Consider the following 19,306-nt stretch of genomic DNA (forward strand, 5'->3'; position numbering starts at 1 on the left):
TTGCGCGAGGCGTGCCCTATCTCATGGCAGCCATAATGACACCACATTTGGTAAACCGATTGTTAAGACCATCGGATCAAATTGCGGAAGGAACGGGGCCGAACACAGGAAGGCGAACGGACATGGCTATTTCTCATCCGGCCACGACGGCATTCAGGATCGCAGCGGCGCTTTGCGCCATGCTGCTCATGGCCCTGCCCGCAAGGGCGCAGCAGAGCAACCAGTATTCCATGCAGGAAATCGTCGACGCCGGCCACGGCTTCTTCGGCGAAACCTCCGGCGCCCTTGCCAAGCTGGTCGAGCGCGCCTTCGAATCTTATGGCCTGCCGAACGGCTACATCCTCGGCCAGGAAGGTTCCGGCGCCTTCGTCGCGGGCCTGACCTATGGCGAAGGCACGCTCAACACCAAGAATGCCGGCCAGCACTCGGTCTTCTGGCAAGGCCCCTCGCTCGGCCTCGACTGGGGCGGCCAGGGCAGCCGCACCATGATGCTCGTCTATAACCTGCCCGACGTGAACGCGCTCTACGACCGCTTCGGCGGCGTCTCCGGCTCGGCCTATGTGATCGCCGGCCTCGGCATGCAGGTCAACGTCAACCGGGATATCGTGCTCGTGCCGATCCGCACCGGCGTCGGCGCACGTATCGGCATCAATGCCGGTTACCTGAAGCTGACCCGCCAGCCGACCTGGAACCCCTTCTGAGGCATCTGCCGGCGAATGAAACGGGCCTGTCATCCGTCAAGCTGGACAAGCGTTGATTTCGAAGAATCGCCCCTGTGCAAGTTCGAACGAGCCGCTATAGTGCGCTCGTTCGAAACCCGTTTTGGGCCATGTTTGGAACGAGTTGACCCGTGATCGAGTACGCCCTCCTCTTCGCGCTCGGCTTCCTCGCCGCCACGCTGACCGGCCTGCTCGTCGCACCGGCGATCCAGAAGCGCATCGTCAAGTTCACCGAAGACCGCATGCGCGCCACCATGCCGCTCAGCCCGCAGGAAGTGCGCGCGCAGAAGGACATGGCGCGCGCCGCCTTCGCCGCGGAAAACGCCCGCCTTGCACAGAGCGTGCGCCGCGAGCGCGACAAACGCACGCTCCAGGTGGTGAAGAACGAGAAGCTGCTGGCCGAGGCTGCGGGAATCGCCACGGAAAACTCCGAACTGCACGCCCAGATCGCCGACATGAACATCGAGGCCGGCGACATGCGCTCGGCGCTGCGCCGCGAGGAGATGAAGAGCGAGCAGCTTCGCGCCGCGCTGCTGGCGGCCGACCGGGACATGCGCGCCAAGCTCGCCGGCGTCAGCCATCTTTATGCCGATCTCGACAGCATGCGGATCGACCTCGCCACCCGCGAGACGACGATGGAGAACCTGAAGAGCCGCATCGGCAACCTGAAGGACGAGCGGGACAAGCTGCGCCAGGACCTGAAGACGGCCGGCGAGAAGGCGACCACGCTCGAAGTGCGCCTGTCGCGCGAGGAAGGCCGCGTGCGCCAGCTTGAAACCAGGCTGACGCGGGAAGTCGCCGGCAGCGCCGACAAGGACAACGCAATCGAACGGCGCATCGCGGAAATCGACCGCCTGCGCGAGAAGGTGAAGACATTGACGGCGGAAAACAAGGAAGCGGTAAAGGCCGTGCGCGCCACCGGCCTTGCCCGGACGATCTCGACGAGCCGGCTTTCCTCCCGCCGCCCGGAGAAGGCGCAGCCTGCGTCCCCCATCGATATCGCCGCACTGGAAGAGGAAGCCCGCAATCAGGGCACCGCCCTGACCGAACGCCTCCTTGCCGCCAAGGCCGACACGAATGACGCGGCGCTGCGCGAGGAAATGGCCGACCTCGCCGGCAAGATGATCGTGCTGACGGCCGCGCGCGAAGGCGCAGGCTCGCCGGTTCACGAACTCATCGCCACCATCGATCCCGCCCTTGAGGGCGATGAGCGCAGCCTCGCCCGGCGCGTGCGCGAAAAGATCGGCCGCGACGAGGGGTAACCCCGAACGGAGGGCAGGATGAAGACAGCAATCCTGGCGATGCTGATCGCCGCAAGCGGCGCGAGCGCCACGTCTCCCAAGGCCGAGGCGTCGTTCGATGGGCGCTATTGCGGCCGCCTCTGGAGCAGCGGCGCCCTTGTCCAGGCGATCACGGAACTGAAGACCGAAAGCGACGGACGCCTGACCGGCAGCTATCAATTCTCCGATTTCGGCGGCATGACCTCGGGCACGCTTGCCGAGGGCGCCCCCGGCACGGGTCTCGACAGGACGCTGGACTGGCAGGACAAATACGGGACCGGCAAACTCTTCATCACCGTCAAGCCGGACTATAGCGGCTTCACCGGCAAATGGCAGGACACGACCGGAACGCCCAACGAACTGTGGGACGGCATCCGCTGCTGACAGCCGCAACGCCCGGCGTCAGGCGACGCGCCCCATCGCCAGCGCGATCTGGTAGAGCGCGATACCGCTCGCCGTCGCGACATTGAGGCTGTCCAGCCCCGGACGCTGCGGGATGCGCGCGGTGCGGAACGAGGCGAGGATATGTTCCGGCAGCCCCTCCCCCTCCGTGCCGAGCACGAGCGCGATGCGCCGCGCCGGCGGTATGGCCGCGACGGAAACCTGACCGCGCGGCGATAACCCCCAGATCTCGAAGCCGGCCTCGGCCAGCCCCCGCAGCATCGCCTCGCCCGCCATGGCGCGCGAGAACGGCACCGTCAACACCGAGCCGACCGAAACGCGGATCGCCTTGCGGTACAGCGGGTCGCAGGAGGTTTCGTCGAGGAACACCGCATCCGCCCCGAAGGCGGCCGCATTGCGGAAGATCGAGCCGACATTGTCGTGGTTGGAAAGGCCGCAGCCGGCAAGCACGAGGCTCGTGCCCGGCAGGCGGCCGAGAAGCGACGCGCCCACCTGCGCCGAGGGTTTGCGGCCGAGCGCCAGCACGCCGCGATGCATGTTGAAGCCGGCAATGGCGTCGAACACGGCCTGCGAGGCGATATAGACCGGAACCTCCGGCGGAAAGGCGGCCAGCACCTCCGCGATGCCCGCAAGCCGGCTTTCGAGCAGCAGGATCGCCTCGGCGGCAAACCCGTTGGCGCGCGCCTGCGCCTGCCCGAGCATGCGCAGCACGACGGTGCCTTCCGCGATGAACAGGCCCTCGCGGCCGGTCAGGTCGCGCTCGCGGATCGACACGAAGCCGGCAATGCGCGGATCGGCGGGATCGTCGATACGGACCGGTTCGGCCGCCATTAGCGTCACTTGCCCGTAACGTCGATCTCGGCGACGGTGCGGCCGGCCGCGATGTCGAAGACGAACGCCTTGCGCGCGCCATCCGCCATCACGCCGTAGAACAGGACCTGTCCGCCGGACTGCGACACGGCCGAAACGGTGAAGCCATCGGGCAGCGCCGCCGTCGCCTTGACCGGCGCATCGCTCGGCACCACGCCGCCGCTGGCCGAAACGGCGGCTTGCGGCTTGCCATCGCGCGTGTTGATCTTATAGACAATGGCCGCAAGCACGGCCATGAACATCAGGAGCATGATGCCGCCAGACACGAGTTGCAGGCGCATCATCTTGCGACGCACATTCTCCATCACGGGGTCGAGCGGCTTGTCTTCCTGATCGTCGGTTTCGATGTGGGACATGGCAGCGCCCTTCCGGCAATGAGTATAGTTGAACGATGACCGACCCCTTTAAAGAAGCCGAGGCCACAAGAAAAGTCCTGACCGCACCGGAAGATGCGGAGGGGCGCATCGACGCCTGGCTGGCGGCGACACTCGCCGGCGACTTCTCGCGCAGCCGCATCAAGGCGCTGATCGAGGAAGGCGCAGCCATCGTCAACGGCGCGGTCATGACCGAGCCGAAGCGCAAGGTGCATCCCGGCGACGTCATCGAGTTCACCATGCCCGCCCCGCGCGATCCCGAACCCAAGGGCGAGAACATTCCGCTGGACGTGCTCTACGAGGACGACGACGTCATCGTGCTGGTCAAGCCTGCCGGCCTCGTCGTGCATCCGGCGGTCGGCAACTGGACGGGCACGCTGGTCAACGCCCTCATCTACCATTGCGGCGAAAGCCTCTCCGGCATCGGCGGCGTGCGTCGCCCCGGCATCGTGCATCGTCTCGACAAGGAGACGAGCGGCGTCATGGTCGTCGCCAAGAACGACCTCGCCCACCGCCATCTCTCCGACCAGTTCGCAGACCATGGCCGCACCGGCCCCTTGGAGCGCGCCTATCAGGCCGTCGTCTGGGGTCGCCCGCGCCAGCTGCGCGGCACCATCGACGCCCCGCTCGGCCGCGGCGCGGACCGCACCAAGCGCGCCGTCAAGCGCGAGGACGCCGACGACGCCCGCGAGGCGATCACCCATTACGAGGTGGTCGAGCGCTACGGTGAGATCGAAGACGGCACCAGCCTCGCCTCCCTGGTCGAATGCCATCTCGAAACCGGCCGCACGCATCAGATCCGCGTGCACATGGCCCATATCGGCCATCCGCTGATCGGCGATCCCGAATATGGCGCGGCCTTCAAGACGAAGGCGAACCGGCTGCCCGACGAGGCGCGCAAGGTTGTCAACGGTTTCCGCCGGCAGGCGCTGCACGCCTTCCTGCTGCAGTTCGAGCATCCCTCCAGCGGCGAGACCATGCATTTCGAGGCCCCGCCGCCGGCCGACATGGAGCGGCTGCTGGTAGCCCTGCGCAGCATGGAAGAGGCCGCGGACCCTTGATTTCCGGGCATCAGCCCCCATCTTGAGAGGTGCCGCAAAATCCATTCCCCTGCCCGCCTTCACGCAGCCGTGAAGGCCCGTGTCTTCTTGAAACATCGTTTCGCCACACCTATCTTTAGGATCAGTGGGGTCGCCATGACCCACGGGGAGCATGGTCGCTGACGGGGATCCGGTCTTCAGGATCAAGCTCCGTACCGAGGCTTGCCGGAATGGAAGCCGTCTCAGAAAGGGGTGCTGAATGGCCCGCAATACGCTGCCGTCTATCACGGCTGGAGAAGGTGGTCTCAACCGCTATCTCGACGAAATCCGCAAATTTCCGATGCTTGAGCCGCAGCAGGAATACATGCTCGCCAAGCGTTACCAGGAGCACGGCGACCGCAACGCCGCCCATAAGCTCGTCACGAGCCATCTGCGCCTCGTGGCGAAGATCGCCATGGGCTATCGCGGCTACGGCCTGCCGATCGGCGAAGTCGTCTCCGAGGGCAATGTCGGCCTGATGCAGGCCGTCAAGAAATTCGACCCGGAGCGCGGCTTCCGCCTTGCGACCTACGCCATGTGGTGGATCAAGGCCTCGATCCAGGAATATATCCTGCGCTCGTGGTCGCTGGTGAAGATGGGCACGACCGCCAACCAGAAGCGCCTATTCTTCAACCTGCGCCGCATGAAGGGCAAGATCCAGGCCATCGAGGACGGCGACCTGCGTCCCGATCAGGTCAAGGAGATCGCCACCAAGCTGAAGGTCTCGGAGGACGAGGTCGTCTCGATGAACCGCCGCCTCTCCGGCGACGCCTCGCTGAACGCGCCCATCAAGGCCGGCGAAGGCGAATCCGGCCAGTGGCAGGATTGGCTCGTGGACGACCACGACAGCCAGGAAGCAACGCTGATCGAGCAGGACGAGCTCGATACGCGCCGCGCCATGCTGGCCCGCGCCATGGGCGTGCTGAACGAACGCGAACGCCGCATCTTCGAGGCTCGCCGCCTCGCCGAGGACCCGGTGACGCTGGAAGAGCTGTCCAGCGAGTTCGACATCAGCCGCGAGCGCGTCCGCCAGATCGAGGTCCGCGCCTTCGAGAAGGTGCAGGAAGCGGTGCAGAAATATGCCGCCGAACAGGCCCGCGCCGTCCGCGTCATCGAGGACGCATAAGGCCGGGCGGCAGGCAGCCCGAAAAACAGAAGGCCCGGCAGCGATGCCGGGCCTTTCTTTTGTCCGTGAGAGGGCCTTACTGGCCGCCGCCGGCCTTGTCGGCCGCCGCCCAGGCGCGCATCACCTTGTCGAAGGCTTCCGCACCGGCAGCGCCCTTGTCGAGCGTCAGCAGGGCGCGGCGGCCATTGCGATAGGTGATCGGAATGTCGATCCAGGAACGCGTGCGCAGCAGCTCCGTGTTCTTGGCGATCGCCTCGGGGAAATCGTTGAGCGCGATCATGTGGAAATCGTCGGTGATCTTGGCGGGCACGGCGATCAGGGCGTCGCCGCGGTCCTGCTCAGTCCGCTTCATCGCCACGCGCTGCACGCTCTCGATGCCGCCGCCTTCGAAGTTTTCCGGCAGCGAGAAGACGAGTTCGATGATGTGGCTTGCCGGCAGGGAGCGGTCCGCATTGCGGCGGAAGGTCACCAGCGCCGTCAAGCCCTTCGTCGGCACGTTGATCTGCGCGCGCACGACCGGCTCCGGCTTGGCGTCGCCGCCGGGCGATTCCTCGGCGGTCGACCAGACCACCGTGCCCTCGATCGCGGTCGGCGCCGTCTGGCCGAGGCGCTCCTCGTAGAGGAACATCTTCTGCGTCACGCCAATGGCGGCGGCCTGTTCGCCGGTTGCGGCAGGGGTCTGCGTGTCGGCCGTCGCGGCAGCGTCCGTGCCGGTGTCGGCGGGGGTCTGGTCCGTGCCGGCTGCGGGCGTCTGGCCGCCCGCGCCCGCCGAAACGCCGCCGGCATCGGCCGTTTCCGTGGTCTGCGCGGCCACGGACTTGCCCTCTTCCGGAACGCTGCCATCGAGCGCCGGGGCCGGACCGTTGTCCACCTCCGAACCGTCCGTCAGCAGGCGCTGGGTGAATTTTCCGCCGTTCTTCTCCGCCGAGGCGACCTCGGTATTGGCAGCTTGGCCGGTCTGCGGCGTCGTCTGCGCGGTATCGGACGGCTTGGTGTCTGCCGGCAGGCTGCGGCCGCCTTCGGCGGTCTCGCTCGCCTTCGGGGTCTCGGCCGGCTTGTCCGCCGCGGGCGTTGTGAAGGACGCAACCTTCTCTTCGACCCAGCCGTTCACCGTATCCCGGTTGAACCAGTAGGCCGCACCCGCCCCCCCGACGACCGCGAGCAGCGCGACCGTCGCGGCAAGCGCGCCGAGATTGACGCGCGACTTGCGCGGCTCCGCCCGGAAGGAGCGCTGCGGCGCGCGCGGCGTTTCGGCCGTCGCCGACGATGCGGCAGCCGCGGAGCCGGCCTCAGCCGTCGCCACGCTTGCCGCGGCGGCAGCGGTTTCCGCCTTCGGCACGAAGCCGATCAGGTCATCGAGATCGTGCCATTCGTTCTTCTGTCCGGCCTGCGCCGGCTTGTCCTCGGCCGGTACGGTCTTGTCGCCCGGCCATTCCCAGGCCAGAGGATCGAGCGCGTCGGCGGCCGGCTGCGGGTGACTCTCGGCGGCGATGGTGGTCGCAGCAGCCTCGCTCCAGTCCCACTGGGCCTCGGCGGCCGGCATGTGGGCCTCGGCCACCGGAGCGGCCTCGGGCAGCATTTCATCGTGAACGGGAAAGACCTGCGGTTCCGGCTCGGCGACCGTGAAGGCCTCGGCGCCGGCTTCGGACGCCATATCGTGTTCCGGCTCCTGCCAGGAGGGAACGTAATCGGCCGAAGGTTCCGCCTCCACCTGCCAGGACGGCTCGGAATGGGCCGCGACGACGACAGGTTCGTCGTGGAAGGCCTGTTCCTGCGCGACGGCTTCGGGTTCCGGCTCGACGGCGACAGGCTCAGCCTCCGGCCGCTCCTCGGCAACGGCTTCCTCGGTGACAGGCTCCTCGACGGCGGGCGCGTCTTGCGCGTCATGCGCCTCGACAGGCTCGTCACCGGCTTCCGGCTCGGCCTCGACGGGTTCGGCTTCCGGCTCCTCGGCGGCGGGTTCCTCCGCCACCGATTCGGGCACCGGCGCCGCTTCTTCCTGGGCGATCTCCTCGACGGGCGCGAGCGCGGGTTCCTCGGCGGGAAGCGCCTCGGCATGGTCGTTCTCGACGTCCACGATCGCCGCTTCGAGCTTGTCGAGCTGGCGCTTCATGAGGTCATCGGAAGGGCGCGGGTTCATGGATTCGAGCTGCCGGCGGACAGCGCCGCGCGCCTTCTCATAAACCTTCTGCCGCATCTCGGCATTGTTGTCCGAGAGGCCATCCACGGCCCTTCGAATGACTGCTACAAAATCCGCCATCAGAACTTTCCGTCGTGTTCTCGCGCTATCCCATTGGAATAGGTCACGGAACTGGTGTTGAGCTTGAGATTAGTCCTCAAACGGGTCGGTCACAAGTATGGTGTCGTCGCGCTCCGGGCTGGTCGAAAGCAGGGCAACCGGCGCACCGATCAGCTCTTCGACCTGGCGGACATATTTGATCGCCTGGGCCGGCAGGTCCGCCCAGCTCCGCGCGCCGACGGTCGATTCCTTCCAGCCTTCGAGCGTGATGTAGATCGGCTCGACGCGGGCCTGCTGGCTCTGGCTTGCCGGCAGGTAATCGATCTCCTTGCCGTCGAGCCTGTAGCCGACGCAGATCTTCAGCTCGTCCAGGCCGTCGAGAACGTCGAGCTTGGTGAGCGCGATGCCGTTGATGCCGTTGGTCTTGACTGTCTGGCGCACCAGCACGGCATCGAACCAGCCGCAGCGGCGCGGACGGCCGGTATTGACGCCGACCTCGCGGCCGACGGTCGCAAGATGCTTGCCGATCTCGTCGTCCAGCTCGCAGGGGAACGGCCCCTCGCCCACGCGGGTCGTATAGGCCTTGGTGATGCCCAGCACATAGCTGATCGCCGTCGGGCCGAGGCCCGAACCGGCGGCGGCCTGACCGGCAACCGTGTTGGAGGAGGTCACGAACGGATAGGTGCCGTGGTCGTTGTCGAGCAGCGCGCCCTGCGCGCCTTCGAAGAGAATACGCGCGCCGGACTTGCGGTGCTTGTCGAGAACATCCCAGACCCGGTCGACATAGGGCAGGATCTGCGCGGCGACGGAGGTCAGCTCTTCCTCGATGGATTCGACGGAGATTTCGGCAAGGCCCATGCCGCGGCGCAATGCATTGTGGTGCGTCAGCAGGCGCTCGATCTTCGGCCGCAGCGTTTCCGGCTCGGCAAGGTCGATGACGCGGATGGCGCGGCGGCCGACCTTGTCCTCATAGGCCGGGCCGATGCCGCGGCGGGTCGTGCCGATCTTGGTGCCGTTGCTGGAGGCCGCGTCCTCGCGCAGCGCGTCGAGATCGCGGTGCAGCGACAGGATGAGCGGCGCGTTGTCGGCGATGCGCAGCACCTCCGGCATGACGGCCACGCCCTGCGCGCGCAGCTTTTCCACTTCCGCGACGAAATGGTGCGGGTCGACGACGACGCCGTTGCCGATGACGCTGAGCTTGCCGCGCACGAGGCCGGACGGCAGCAGGGCCAGCTTGTAGCTCACGCCGTTGATGACGAGGGTATGACCGGCATTGTGGCCGCCCTGGTAGCGAACGATCACTTCCGCCCGTTCAGAAAGCCAGTCGACAATCTTGCCCTTGCCTTCGTCACCCCACTGCGAACCGACAACTACGACACTTGCCATTTCATCTTTCCCGTTTTCGCGCGCGAACGCATGAAGACATGCGCGCGCCTGACTTGAAACCCGCGCATCTATACTGTGTTGTCTTTGGGAATGCGACCCTGTTATGACGGCCTGCATCCGCTTTTTGCCCATATCCGCTTTTTGTATGACGTAGCACGCTTTTTTACCGTATCCCGGCCACCCACCCGCGCCTGCCCTGCCACACGGACCCTGCCGCCTTGAACACGAGAGCCTATTTCTACCTGACGGTCACATCGCTTTTCTGGGGCGGGAACTCGGTTGCGGGCAAGCTTGCCGTCGGCCATGTCAGCCCGATGGTGCTGACGACTTTCCGCTGGATCGTCGCGCTTTCGATCATCGTCGCCCTGATGATGCCGCAGGTCAAACGCGACTGGCCGGTCATCCGCAAGCACTGGCGCCAGTTGCTGCTCTACGGCGTCTTCGGCTTCACGACTTTCAACGCCCTGCTCTACACGGCGCTCGGCTATACCAGCGCCATCAACGCCGTCATCGAGCAGGCCAGCATTCCCATGCTGATCTTCGCCTTCAACTTCATCCTGTTTCGCATCCAGGCGTCCATCGCCCAGATCGTCGGCTTCGCCGTCACGCTGATCGGCGTCCTGATCACCGCCGCCCACGGCGAGTTCTCGGCGCTTGCCGAACTGGAGTTCAATTTCGGCGACCTGCTAATCCTCCTCGCCTGTATCGTCTATGCCGGCTACACCATCGCGCTGCGCTGGAAGCCCAACCTGCACTGGCAGAGCTTCATCGCCGCCCCGGCCTTCGGCGCGCTGCTCAGCGCCATTCCCCTCTTCTTCTGGGAACTATCGCGCGGCGGCACCATCCTGCCGGATGCGACCGGCTGGGCCATCGTGCTCTATGCCGGCATCTTCCCTTCGCTGCTGTCGCAGGTTCTATATGTACGCGGCGTCGAGATGATCGGCGCGAACCGGGCCGGCCTCTTCATCAACGCCATTCCGGTCTTCGGCACATTGCTGTCCGTGCTGCTGGTCGGCGAGACCATGCATCTCTTCCATGCCCTTGCCCTCCTCCTCGTGCTCGGCGGCATCGCCATCGCCGAATGGGGACGGCCGCAGGAGAAGAAAGGCTGAGAAACGAAAGGCCCGCCGGATCGCTCCGGCGGGCCTTTCCATTTCCGTCCTGGCCGTTTCCGTCCTGGGAAGAGCGAAGATCAGTCGACGTTGAAGACCAGCGGCTTGACCTGACGGATCGCCGGGTTTGCGCCGAGCTTGGCCAGCACGTCGTCGGAGATCGCACCGTCGACATAGAGAAGGGCGATGGCATCGCCGCCTTCCTTCTCACGGCCGAGCTGGAAGTTGGCGATGTTGACGCCGGCCTCGCCGAGCGTCGTGCCGATGAAGCCGATCATGCCCGGAACGTCGGTATTGGTGATGTAGACCATGTGGTTGCCGACATCCGCATCGAGGTTGATGCCCTTGATCTGGATGAAGCGCGGCTTGCCGTCGGAGAAGACCGTGCCGGCGATGGAGCGGGTCTGATTCTCCGTCTTCACCGTCAGGCGGATATAGCCGTCGAAGACGCCCGACTTGTCACGCTTGACCTCGGACAGGATGACGCCCTTTTCCTTGATCATGACCGGGGCCGAGACCATGTTGACGTCGGCGACCTGCGGGCGGATGAGGCCGGCAAGCACGGCGCTGGTCAGCGCCTTGGTGTTCATCGAGGCTGTCGCGCCGTCATAAAGAATCTCGATTTCCTTGATCGCGCTTTCCGTGACCTGACCGACGAAGGCGCCGAGCACGTCCGCAAGGCGGATGAAAGGCTTCAGGATCGGCGCTTCCTCGGCCGTGATCGACGGCATGTTGATGGCGTTGGAGACGGCACCCTTGACGAGGTAGTCCGACATCTGCTCGGCGACCTGCAGGGCGACGTTCTCCTGCGCTTCCGTGGTCGACGCGCCGAGATGCGGCGTGCAGACGACGTTTTCGAGGCCGAAGAGCGGGCTTTCGGTCGCGGGCTCCACCTCGAACACGTCGAAGCCGGCGCCGGCGACATGGCCGGACTTGATGGCTTCGGCAAGCGCCGCTTCATCGACAAGACCGCCACGGGCGCAGTTGATGATGCGCACGCCCTTCTTGGTCTTGGCGAGCGCTTCTTTGCCCAGGATACCGCGCGTCTTGTCCGTCATCGGAACGTGCAGCGTGATGAAATCGGCGCGGGCGAGCAGGTCGTCCAGTTCCGCCTTTTCGACGCCCATTTCCACGGCGCGTTCAGCCGACAGGAAGGGATCGTAGGCGATGACATGCATGCCGAGGCCGATGGCCTTCTTGCAGACGATGCCGCCGATATTGCCGGCGCCGATGACGCCGAGCGTCTTGCCGGTGATCTCGACGCCCATGAACTTCGACTTTTCCCACTTGCCGGCCTGTGTGGAGGTATCGGCGGCCGGAAGCTGGCGGGCAACGGCGAACATCAGCGCGATGGCGTGCTCGGCGGTGGTGATCGAGTTGCCGAAAGGCGTGTTCATGACGATGATGCCGCGGCGCGAGGCGGCCGGGATATCGACATTGTCGACGCCGATGCCGGCGCGGCCGATGACCTTGAGGTTGCTGGCAGCAGCGATCAGCTTTTCCGTCGCCTTGGTGGCCGAGCGGATGGCGAGGCCGTCATAATTGCCGATGATCTCGGCGAGCTTTTCCTTGTCCTTGCCGAGCTTCGGCTGGAAATCGACATCAACGCCGCGGTCGCGGAAAATCTGGACGGCGGTTTCCGAGAGTTCGTCGGATACGAGTACGCGAGGTGCCACGATGGCCTCCTTCAATGAGTCAGGGAAGATGAGATCAAAGATGGCTCCGCCCGAAGGACGAAGCCGGTCGCGAAATCAGGCCGCAGCCTTGGAAAGCGTCGCCTTCTGGGTCTCGAACGCCCAGGTCAGCCAGGGCATCAGCGCTTCGAGATCGGCGGTGTCGATGGTGGCGCCGGCCCAGATGCGCAGGCCCGACGGGGCATCGCGGTAAGCGCCGATGTCATAGGCGACACCCTGCTTGTCGAGCAGGGAGACAAGGCCCTTGGCGAAAGCGCCTTGAGCATCGGCGTCGAGCGCCAGCACGTCCTTGTCGGCGATCGTCAGGCAGACCGAGGTGTTGGAGCGCGTCGCCGGATCCTTGGCGAGATTGGCGATCCAGTCGTTCTTCTCGACGAAATCGAAGATGACCTTGGCATTGGCGTCGGCACGGGCCATCAGGCCCTTGAGGCCGCCGACCTGCTTTGCCCAGAGAAGCGCATCGATATAGTCCTCGACGCAGAGCATGGAGGGCGTGTTGATCGTCTCGCCCTGGAATATGCCCTCGATCAGCTTGCCGCCCTTGGTCATGCGGAAGATCTTCGGCATCGGCCAGGCGGGCGTGTAGCTTTCGAGGCGCTCGACCGCGCGCGGCGACAGGATGATGACGCCATGCGCGCCCTCGCCGCCGAGAACCTTCTGCCAGGAGAAGGTGACGACATCGAGCTTGGCGAAATCGAGGTTCTGCGCGAAGGCGGCCGAGGTCGCGTCGCAGATCGTGAGCCCCTTGCGGTCCGCCGGGATGAAATCGGCATTGGCGACGCGCACGCCCGAGGTCGTGCCGTTCCAGGTGAAGACCACGTCACGGTCGAAATCGATCGTGGAAAGGTCGGGGAGAAGGCCGTAGTCGGCCGTAATCTTACGGATGTCGGGAAGCTTAAGTTCCTTGACGACATCCGAAACCCAGCCCGAACCGAAGCTTTCCCAGGCGACCATGTCGACGCCGCGCGGGCCGAGCAGCGACCACAGCGCCATCTCGACGGCGCCGGTATCGGAGGCCGGCACGATGCCGATGCGGTAATCCGCCGGCACTTCCAAGACTTCACGGGTGAGATCGATGGCCTGCTTGAGCTTGGTCTTGCCGATCTTGGCGCGGTGCGAACGACCGAGCGGAGCATCGGAAAGCGCTTCGAGCGACCAGCTGGGGCGCTTCGAGCAAGGGCCAGAAGAGAAATGGGTATTGTTCGGACGCACGTCCGGCGGTGTGACGGTCTTCGTCATGATCGCTATCCTTCCAGATAGATAGCTCCTCGTTGGGGAGGAGTGTCCCGCCGCCGTGAATATGGGAGAGGCCTTCTCCAGTCAAGAAGAATATGTCGCTATCGAAAAATAATCCGGCGCAATGGAAACGGCGCGCCGGTTGCCCGACGCGCCGTGAAAGAACCGGATAGCGCGCTCCTACCAGAGCGGGACGCGCAGGCCGACACGGAATTCGTGCTTCTGGATGCCGCGGTCGCGGACATCCATGCCGCCCGCCCCGGAGCGGAAGGCATCGCCGCCGGCGATATCGGAGAAGCGGTAGCCGAAGTCGAGCTTGACGTTGGAGGCAAGGTCCATGGACGCGCCGGCCATCAGGGCATAGGTGAAGCGCAGGCCATCCTGCCCCGCAAGCCACGCTCCGGGGCAACCTGCCCCACCGCAGGCGGCATCGCGCCAATCGAGATAGGTCGCCCCCAGCCCCACGCCGACATAGGGCGTGAAGCCGGCGAGCGTGCCGAGATCGACATAACCATTGGCCATCACGCCGGCGGCGGAATAATCGGCCTTGAAGGCGCACGGCCCGCCGGCACAGGCGGCGCTGCCGCGAAAATCGTCCTTGGAATAATCAACGGTCACGTCTGCGCGCGCCAGATCGTTGAACTGGTAGCCGAGGCCAAGGCCATAGGAGAGCGGCCGGGAGAAACGGCGCTCGTCGAACTCCTGCGTTGCGCCGGCTTGCGTGATGCGCGGCCGCCCGCCCTTGATCCAGCCGGAATAGCCAAGGTCACCGCGAATGTACCAGCCCCCGGCGGCAACGCTTTTCGACACGTCGATTTCCGGCGCTTCGATGACTTCGAGATCGCTCGCGAGGGCGCTCGTTGCGACAAGCGCTGCGATAGCGATGATGCCAGACGATGCGATACGGCGGGCCATTGTCTCACTTCCCTGAAGACCGGTTGCCGGTCGGTTGCGCCGGCGCCGGCCGGCATTCCGCCACCCTACACCGTTGGTTAACCATATTTCTTAAGGAATGAAGAAACCGTTAAGCACCCGCCGGAACGCAAAGGGCCGCCCCGAAGGGCGGCCCTGAAAATACGGAAGCGGTCTCTTACTTGTAGACCGGGATATCGGCCGGCGGGATGTAGGTCGCCGTTTCGCAGCCGCTGAAGGAGTAGCGCAGGCCGGCGCGGGCTTCATGGCTGTAATAGCCCTTGTCGTAGCCCGGGCCGCCGTTCAGCTTGTAGCCGAACATGTCGCCCTTAGTGACATGACGGAAACGATAGCCCACATCGGCCTTGAGGTTGCACGTCAGGTCGATCGCGGTACCAGCCATGAGCGCGTAGGTGAAGCGCCAGCTCTTCTTGCCGTCATGTTCCGTCGTGTTGCAGCCCGGGTTGCCCGGATCGTTGCAGATCGTATTGTTCAGCTTGTTCCAGCGAACGTAGGAACCGCCGATACCCGCGCCAACATAAGGCGTGAAGGCGCCGTAGTGCCCGATATCAACATATGCGTTGGCGAGCAGGGTAAGGGCCGACAGGGAGCTTCTGTCGCTCGAGTTGCAGACGGTCGCGCCGCACCAGCCCGTGGTGCCGCCCCGGAAGTTCGACTTGAACATATAGTCCAGCGTCACGTCCGTACGGAGGTGATCGTTGATCTGGTAACCGACACCGCCGCCGATGACGAAACCGCTTCTCAGGCGGGTGAAATCGAAGTCCTTGTCGACCTTGTTCGACCCCTGAAAGTAGTGCGCGCCGCGCAGCTTGTTGTAGGACCAGCCCGCATCGCCGCGCAGGTACCAGCCGCCCGTCTGGACGACGGTTTCCTGAACCGGAGCCTCGATGACCTGCGGCTCGTACATATCGGCCGCATAACCCGACGTGCCTGTCAGCATGACGGCGACGACGCTACTCAAAACTTTCCTCATGGCCTTGCTCCAGTAGGCTTGTGCTGCGGCTTGGCACACCGGCACACCGGCTCCCAAGTCGTTCGATCAGGCCTGGATAATGACGATGAAAAGTTAAGGGGCGATTAACTACGAACATTTACCGTATCTGTTAACGGCCGTTCATGAATTCGGTAAATTTTTAAATAAAACTTCCGTTTCGACTTCCCGCCAAAAGAAAAGGCCGGGGAATGCCCCGGCCTTTCGAAAGTTGTTGCGCCGATATGGCTCAGGCAGCGTTGCGGACCGAGCCGATCACGCCGATGAGCTCGTCGACGATGCGCTCCACCTGCCCCCGGTCGTCGCCTTCCGCCATGACGCGGATCAGCGGCTCGGTGCCGGACGGGCGGATCAGCAGGCGGCCGTTCTTGGCAAGCTCGCTCTCCGCATCGGCGATGGCCTGACGCACGGCGGCGTCTTCCAGCGGCTGGCCGGCCTTCACGCGAACGTTCTTCAGGACCTGCGGCACCGGCTCGAAGCGGTTGCAAATCTCGCTCACCGTCCTGCCGCTGCGCTTGACGCAGGCAAGAATCTGGAGCGCGGCGACGAGGCCGTCGCCGGTCGTGCCGAAATCGGAAAGCACGATATGGCCGGACTGCTCGCCGCCGACATTGTAGTCGTGCTGGCGCATGTGCTCGACGACATAGCGGTCGCCGACCTTGGTGCGCTGCAGGCCAAGGCCCTTGCCGGCCAGGAAACGCTCCAGCCCGAGATTGGACATGACGGTGGCGACCAGCCCGCCGCCGCGCAGCATGCCGTCCGCCGCCCAGCTCTCGGCGATGACGGCCATGAGCTGGTCGCCATCGATGATCTTGCCGTTCTCGTCGATGATCTGCACGCGGTCCGCATCGCCGTCGAGCGCGATGCCGATATCGGCGCGCACTTCATGCACCTTGCGCTGCAACGTCGCCGGATGGGTGGAGCCGCATTCCAAATTGATGTTGACGCCGTCCGGCTCGTTGCCGATCGTCACCACGTCCGCGCCGAGTTCCCACAAAACGGCCGGCGCCACGCGATAGGCAGCGCCGTTCGCACAGTCGATGGCGATGCGCAGGCCCTGCAGCGTCACATCGCGCGGCAGCGTGCGCTTGGCATGCTCGATATAGCGGTCATGCACGCCGTCGACGCGCTTGGCCCGGCCGATCTCGCCGGCCTTGGCGAGCTGCGCCATCATGTCCTTTTCGAGCAGTTCCTCGATTTCCATCTCCAGCTCGTCGGACAGCTTGTAGCCGTCCGGGCCGAAGAGCTTGATGCCGTTATCCTGGAACGGATTGTGCGAGGCCGAGATCATCACGCCGATATCGGCGCGCAGCGAGCGCGTCAGCATGGCCACGGCCGGCGTCGGGATCGGGCCGAGAACGAAGGCGTCGATGCCCGCCGCCGTGAAGCCGGCGACCATGGCATTTTCCAGCATGTAGCCGGAAAGGCGCGTGTCCTTGCCGATCACCACCCGGTGGCGATGCGCGCCGCGGCGGAAGATCGTGCCGACGGCGATGCCGACCCGCATGGCAAGGTCGGGTGTCATCGGGAAGGTGTTGGATTGGCCCCGGATGCCATCCGTGCCGAAGTAACGACGTTTCATGTTCGCTCCTGAATTCGCGGGTCCTGCGGCATCTTCCGCCGCGCCCAGCGCATACGCGTCCCATCTGCCGCGTCCCAGGTGCCATACCGAGGCACCGAATGGGCAAAGACTCTACCGTCCGCGCGTAACTTTAACCTTAAGGCGCGCGGCTCTCGCGCTTCTTTGCCACAAAAGCAGGCAAAGAACATCCACCCTGAAATCAGAATTCGTTACAGTCCGTTACCTAAAGAAAACGGCCGGGAAGACGATCCCGGCCGTTTTTGACGTTTCGCAAATCCGCGCTTATTGCGGCTGCGGCTCCAGGCCGCCTTCCGGCTCGCCGCCCTTCTTGTGGCCGGCCTTCGGCACGGCCGAACCGCGGCTCGGCGGCGTGTCGTCGCCAAGGTCGCGCGCCGGCTTCTCGCCGCGAATGAGCGCCTTGATCTCTTCGCCCGTCAGCGTCTCGTATTCGAGCAGGCCTTCGGCCAGCGCCACGAATTCGTGGTTCTGCTCGGTCAGGATGCGCTTGGCGTCGGCATAGGCTTCGTCGATCAGGCGGCGGATCTCGTTGTCGATCTTCTGCGCCGTCGCCTCGGAAACGTTCTTCTGCTGCGCCACCGAATGGCCGAGGAACACTTCCTGCTGGTTCTCGCCATAGGCGACCTGGCCGAGCTGGTCGGAGAAGCCCCATTGCGTGACCATGGCGCGGGCAAGCTTGGTGGCCTGCTCGATATCCGAGGACGCGCCGGAGGTGATGTTCTCCTTGCCGAAGGTGATCTCCTCGGCGACGCGGCCGCCCATCATGATGGCGAGGCGCGAGACCATCCACTTGTAGCTCATCGAGTAGCGGTCGCCCTCGGGAAGCTGCATGACCATGCCGAGCGCACGGCCGCGCGGAATGATCGTCGCCTTGTGCAGCGGGTCGGCCGCCGGCACCATCAGCGCGACGATCGCGTGACCGGCCTCGTGATAGGCGGTGAGCTTCTTTTCCGCCTCGGTCATGGCCGAGGAGCGGCGCTCCGCGCCCATCATGATCTTGTCCTTGGCGTCCTCGAACTCCTGCATGGTCACGAGGCGCTTGTTGCGACGCGCGGCCATCAGGGCGGCCTCGTTGACGAGGTTCATGAGGTCGGCGCCGGAGAAACCGGGCGTGCCGCGCGCAAGAACCTTGAGGTCGACATTGGGGGCCAGCGGCACGTTGCGCACATGCACCTTGAGGATGCGCTCGCGGCCGACGATATCCGGGTTCGGCACGACGACCTGCCGGTCGAAGCGGCCGGGACGCAGGAGCGCCGGGTCGAGAACGTCGGGGCGGTTGGTCGCGGCGATCAGGATGATGCCCTCATTCGCCTCGAAGCCGTCCATCTCGACGAGAAGCTGGTTCAGCGTCTGCTCGCGTTCATCGTTGCCGCCGCCGAGACCGGCGCCGCGATGGCGGCCGACAGCGTCGATTTCGTCGATGAAGATGATGCAGGGCGCGTTCTTCTTGGCCTGCTCGAACATGTCGCGCACGCGGCTCGCGCCGACGCCGACGAACATTTCCACGAAGTCCGAGCCGGAAATGGTGAAGAAGGGCACGTTCGCCTCGCCCGCGACGGAGCGCGCGAGCAGCGTCTTACCCGTGCCGGGCGGGCCGACGAGCAGCACGCCGCGCGGAATGCGGCCGCCAAGCCGCTGGAACTTCTGCGGGTCGCGCAGGAATTCGACGATTTCTTCCAGGTCCTGCTTGGCCTCGTCCACGCCGGCGACATCCGCGAAGGTGACGCGGCCATGCGCCTCGGTCAGAAGCTTGGCCTTGGACTTGCCGAAGCCCATCGCCCCGCGCGAGCCGCCCTGCATCTGGCGCATGAAGAACAGCCAGACGCCGAGGATCAGCAGCATGGGCAGGAGGGTGCCGATATAGCTGAGGAAGCTGGAGGAACCGTCCGTTTCCGGGCGCGCGCTCACGACCACGTTCTTGGCCTCTAGGCGCTGGACGAGCGTGTTGTCGCCGGCCGGCGCATAGGTCTGGAAGGTCGCGCCGGTCTCGACATAGCTGCCGACGATCTTCTCGCCGGTGATGACGACTTCCTTCACCCGGCTCGAGTCCACCTCTTTAAGGAACTGCGAATAGGGGATTTCCCGCGAGCCGGTCTGGGCCGGACTCGTCTGGAACATGCTGAACAGCGCGATCAGCAGGAGAGCGATAATCGCCCAGAGGGCGAAGTTTCGGAAATTGGGATTCATCGAACTTTCCGGGCACTTTCCCGGCCGGGGGCTGCCGGCCGTTTCTTCAACGCCTAACATAGGGTCGCGTTGCGGCCT

The 19,306-nt window shown here is 65.0% G+C and carries 16 protein-coding genes; 6 read left to right on the forward strand and 10 right to left on the reverse strand.

Features of this window, described 5'->3' with window-relative positions; all coding sequences use genetic code 11:
- Window positions 1-122: 122 nt before the first annotated feature.
- The 3 genes from K8M09_RS13350 (at window position 123) to K8M09_RS13360 (ending at window position 2,383) form a co-directional block, all read left to right on the forward strand.
- On the forward strand, window positions 123-701 hold the full coding sequence (locus K8M09_RS13350; RefSeq protein ID WP_160785321.1) for a DUF1134 domain-containing protein: 579 nt from the start codon (window positions 123-125) through the stop codon (window positions 699-701).
- Between the two features lie 149 nt (window positions 702-850).
- A complete protein-coding gene (locus tag K8M09_RS13355) occupies window positions 851-1,981 on the forward strand; it encodes a coiled-coil domain-containing protein (protein WP_160785320.1) in 1,131 nt (376 codons plus the stop codon).
- Window positions 1,982-1,999: 18 nt separating this feature from the next.
- Window positions 2,000-2,383, forward strand: coding sequence for a hypothetical protein (locus tag K8M09_RS13360; RefSeq protein WP_160785319.1), 384 nt, complete (start codon window positions 2,000-2,002; stop codon window positions 2,381-2,383).
- 18 nt (window positions 2,384-2,401) lie between these two features.
- On the opposite strand, the gene K8M09_RS13365 is transcribed toward K8M09_RS13360, so the two are convergent.
- Both K8M09_RS13365 and K8M09_RS13370 read right to left on the reverse strand, forming a co-directional pair.
- Window positions 2,402-3,232, reverse strand: coding sequence for a TrmH family RNA methyltransferase (locus K8M09_RS13365; protein WP_160785318.1), 831 nt, complete (start codon window positions 3,230-3,232; stop codon window positions 2,402-2,404).
- A 5-nt stretch (window positions 3,233-3,237) separates the two neighbouring features.
- Complete coding sequence (locus K8M09_RS13370) at window positions 3,238-3,627, reverse strand: hypothetical protein (protein ID WP_160785317.1); 390 nt, start codon at window positions 3,625-3,627, stop codon at window positions 3,238-3,240.
- 35 nt (window positions 3,628-3,662) lie between these two features.
- Between K8M09_RS13370 and K8M09_RS13375 the strand changes: the two genes are divergently transcribed.
- Both K8M09_RS13375 and rpoH read left to right on the forward strand, forming a co-directional pair.
- Window positions 3,663-4,706 carry an RluA family pseudouridine synthase gene (locus K8M09_RS13375; protein ID WP_160785316.1) on the forward strand — a complete coding sequence of 348 codons (1,044 nt, stop codon included), beginning with the start codon at window positions 3,663-3,665 and terminating at the stop codon, window positions 4,704-4,706.
- A gap of 238 nt (window positions 4,707-4,944) precedes the next feature.
- Complete coding sequence (gene rpoH / locus K8M09_RS13380; RefSeq protein ID WP_160785315.1) at window positions 4,945-5,850, forward strand: RNA polymerase sigma factor RpoH; 906 nt, start codon at window positions 4,945-4,947, stop codon at window positions 5,848-5,850.
- Between the two features lie 76 nt (window positions 5,851-5,926).
- On the opposite strand, the gene K8M09_RS13385 is transcribed toward rpoH, so the two are convergent.
- Together K8M09_RS13385 and K8M09_RS13390 are read right to left on the reverse strand one after the other, a co-directional pair.
- Window positions 5,927-8,110, reverse strand: a complete 2,184-nt coding sequence (locus tag K8M09_RS13385; protein ID WP_160785314.1) for a hypothetical protein — start codon at window positions 8,108-8,110, stop codon at window positions 5,927-5,929.
- Between the two features lie 69 nt (window positions 8,111-8,179).
- The gene (locus tag K8M09_RS13390) at window positions 8,180-9,475 is read right to left on the reverse strand and encodes an adenylosuccinate synthase (RefSeq protein WP_160785313.1); all 1,296 of its coding nucleotides are present in this window, start codon (window positions 9,473-9,475) and stop codon (window positions 8,180-8,182) included.
- Window positions 9,476-9,693: 218 nt separating this feature from the next.
- Between K8M09_RS13390 and K8M09_RS13395 the strand changes: the two genes are divergently transcribed.
- Window positions 9,694-10,587 (forward strand): DMT family transporter, encoded by an 894-nt coding sequence (locus K8M09_RS13395; protein ID WP_160785312.1) that lies wholly within the window; start codon window positions 9,694-9,696, stop codon window positions 10,585-10,587.
- Between the two features lie 80 nt (window positions 10,588-10,667).
- On the opposite strand, the gene serA is transcribed toward K8M09_RS13395, so the two are convergent.
- The 6 genes from serA to ftsH all read right to left on the reverse strand — a co-directional run bounded on the left by serA (window position 10,668) and on the right by ftsH (window position 19,228).
- Window positions 10,668-12,263, reverse strand: coding sequence for a phosphoglycerate dehydrogenase (gene serA / locus K8M09_RS13400; protein WP_160785311.1), 1,596 nt, complete (start codon window positions 12,261-12,263; stop codon window positions 10,668-10,670).
- Between the two features lie 75 nt (window positions 12,264-12,338).
- A complete protein-coding gene (locus K8M09_RS13405; RefSeq protein ID WP_160785310.1) occupies window positions 12,339-13,520 on the reverse strand; it encodes a phosphoserine transaminase in 1,182 nt (393 codons plus the stop codon).
- Window positions 13,521-13,697: 177 nt separating this feature from the next.
- Window positions 13,698-14,432: an outer membrane protein gene (locus K8M09_RS13410; RefSeq protein WP_160785309.1), complete on the reverse strand. Its 735-nt coding sequence runs from the start codon at window positions 14,430-14,432 to the stop codon at window positions 13,698-13,700.
- Between the two features lie 175 nt (window positions 14,433-14,607).
- Window positions 14,608-15,423, reverse strand: a complete 816-nt coding sequence (locus tag K8M09_RS13415; RefSeq protein ID WP_160785308.1) for an outer membrane protein — start codon at window positions 15,421-15,423, stop codon at window positions 14,608-14,610.
- Window positions 15,424-15,670: 247 nt separating this feature from the next.
- Complete coding sequence (gene glmM, locus K8M09_RS13420) at window positions 15,671-17,023, reverse strand: phosphoglucosamine mutase (RefSeq protein ID WP_160785307.1); 1,353 nt, start codon at window positions 17,021-17,023, stop codon at window positions 15,671-15,673.
- A 282-nt stretch (window positions 17,024-17,305) separates the two neighbouring features.
- Complete coding sequence (gene ftsH, locus K8M09_RS13425) at window positions 17,306-19,228, reverse strand: ATP-dependent zinc metalloprotease FtsH (protein WP_160785306.1); 1,923 nt, start codon at window positions 19,226-19,228, stop codon at window positions 17,306-17,308.
- Between the last annotated feature and the right edge of the window lie 78 nt (window positions 19,229-19,306).

The organism is Shinella zoogloeoides (assembly GCF_020883495.1).
Lineage (GTDB): Bacteria > Pseudomonadota > Alphaproteobacteria > Rhizobiales > Rhizobiaceae > Shinella > Shinella zoogloeoides.

Bases quoted from the DNA above. Each gene is read 5' to 3' on its own strand.
- K8M09_RS13350 (WP_160785321.1), top strand. From the start codon at position 123: ATGGCTATTTCTCATCCGGCCACGACGGCATTCAGGATCGCAGCGGCG.
- K8M09_RS13360 (WP_160785319.1), top strand. From the start codon at position 2,000: ATGAAGACAGCAATCCTGGCGATGCTGATCGCCGCAAGCGGCGCGAGC.
- K8M09_RS13365 (WP_160785318.1), bottom strand. From the start codon at position 3,232: ATGGCGGCCGAACCGGTCCGTATCGACGATCCCGCCGATCCGCGCATT.
- K8M09_RS13370 (WP_160785317.1), bottom strand. From the start codon at position 3,627: ATGTCCCACATCGAAACCGACGATCAGGAAGACAAGCCGCTCGACCCC.
- K8M09_RS13375 (WP_160785316.1), top strand. From the start codon at position 3,663: ATGACCGACCCCTTTAAAGAAGCCGAGGCCACAAGAAAAGTCCTGACC.
- rpoH (WP_160785315.1), top strand. From the start codon at position 4,945: ATGGCCCGCAATACGCTGCCGTCTATCACGGCTGGAGAAGGTGGTCTC.
- K8M09_RS13385 (WP_160785314.1), bottom strand. From the start codon at position 8,110: ATGGCGGATTTTGTAGCAGTCATTCGAAGGGCCGTGGATGGCCTCTCG.
- K8M09_RS13390 (WP_160785313.1), bottom strand. From the start codon at position 9,475: ATGGCAAGTGTCGTAGTTGTCGGTTCGCAGTGGGGTGACGAAGGCAAG.
- K8M09_RS13405 (WP_160785310.1), bottom strand. From the start codon at position 13,520: ATGACGAAGACCGTCACACCGCCGGACGTGCGTCCGAACAATACCCAT.
- K8M09_RS13410 (WP_160785309.1), bottom strand. From the start codon at position 14,432: ATGGCCCGCCGTATCGCATCGTCTGGCATCATCGCTATCGCAGCGCTT.
- K8M09_RS13415 (WP_160785308.1), bottom strand. From the start codon at position 15,423: ATGAGGAAAGTTTTGAGTAGCGTCGTCGCCGTCATGCTGACAGGCACG.
- glmM (WP_160785307.1), bottom strand. From the start codon at position 17,023: ATGAAACGTCGTTACTTCGGCACGGATGGCATCCGGGGCCAATCCAAC.
- ftsH (WP_160785306.1), bottom strand. From the start codon at position 19,228: ATGAATCCCAATTTCCGAAACTTCGCCCTCTGGGCGATTATCGCTCTC.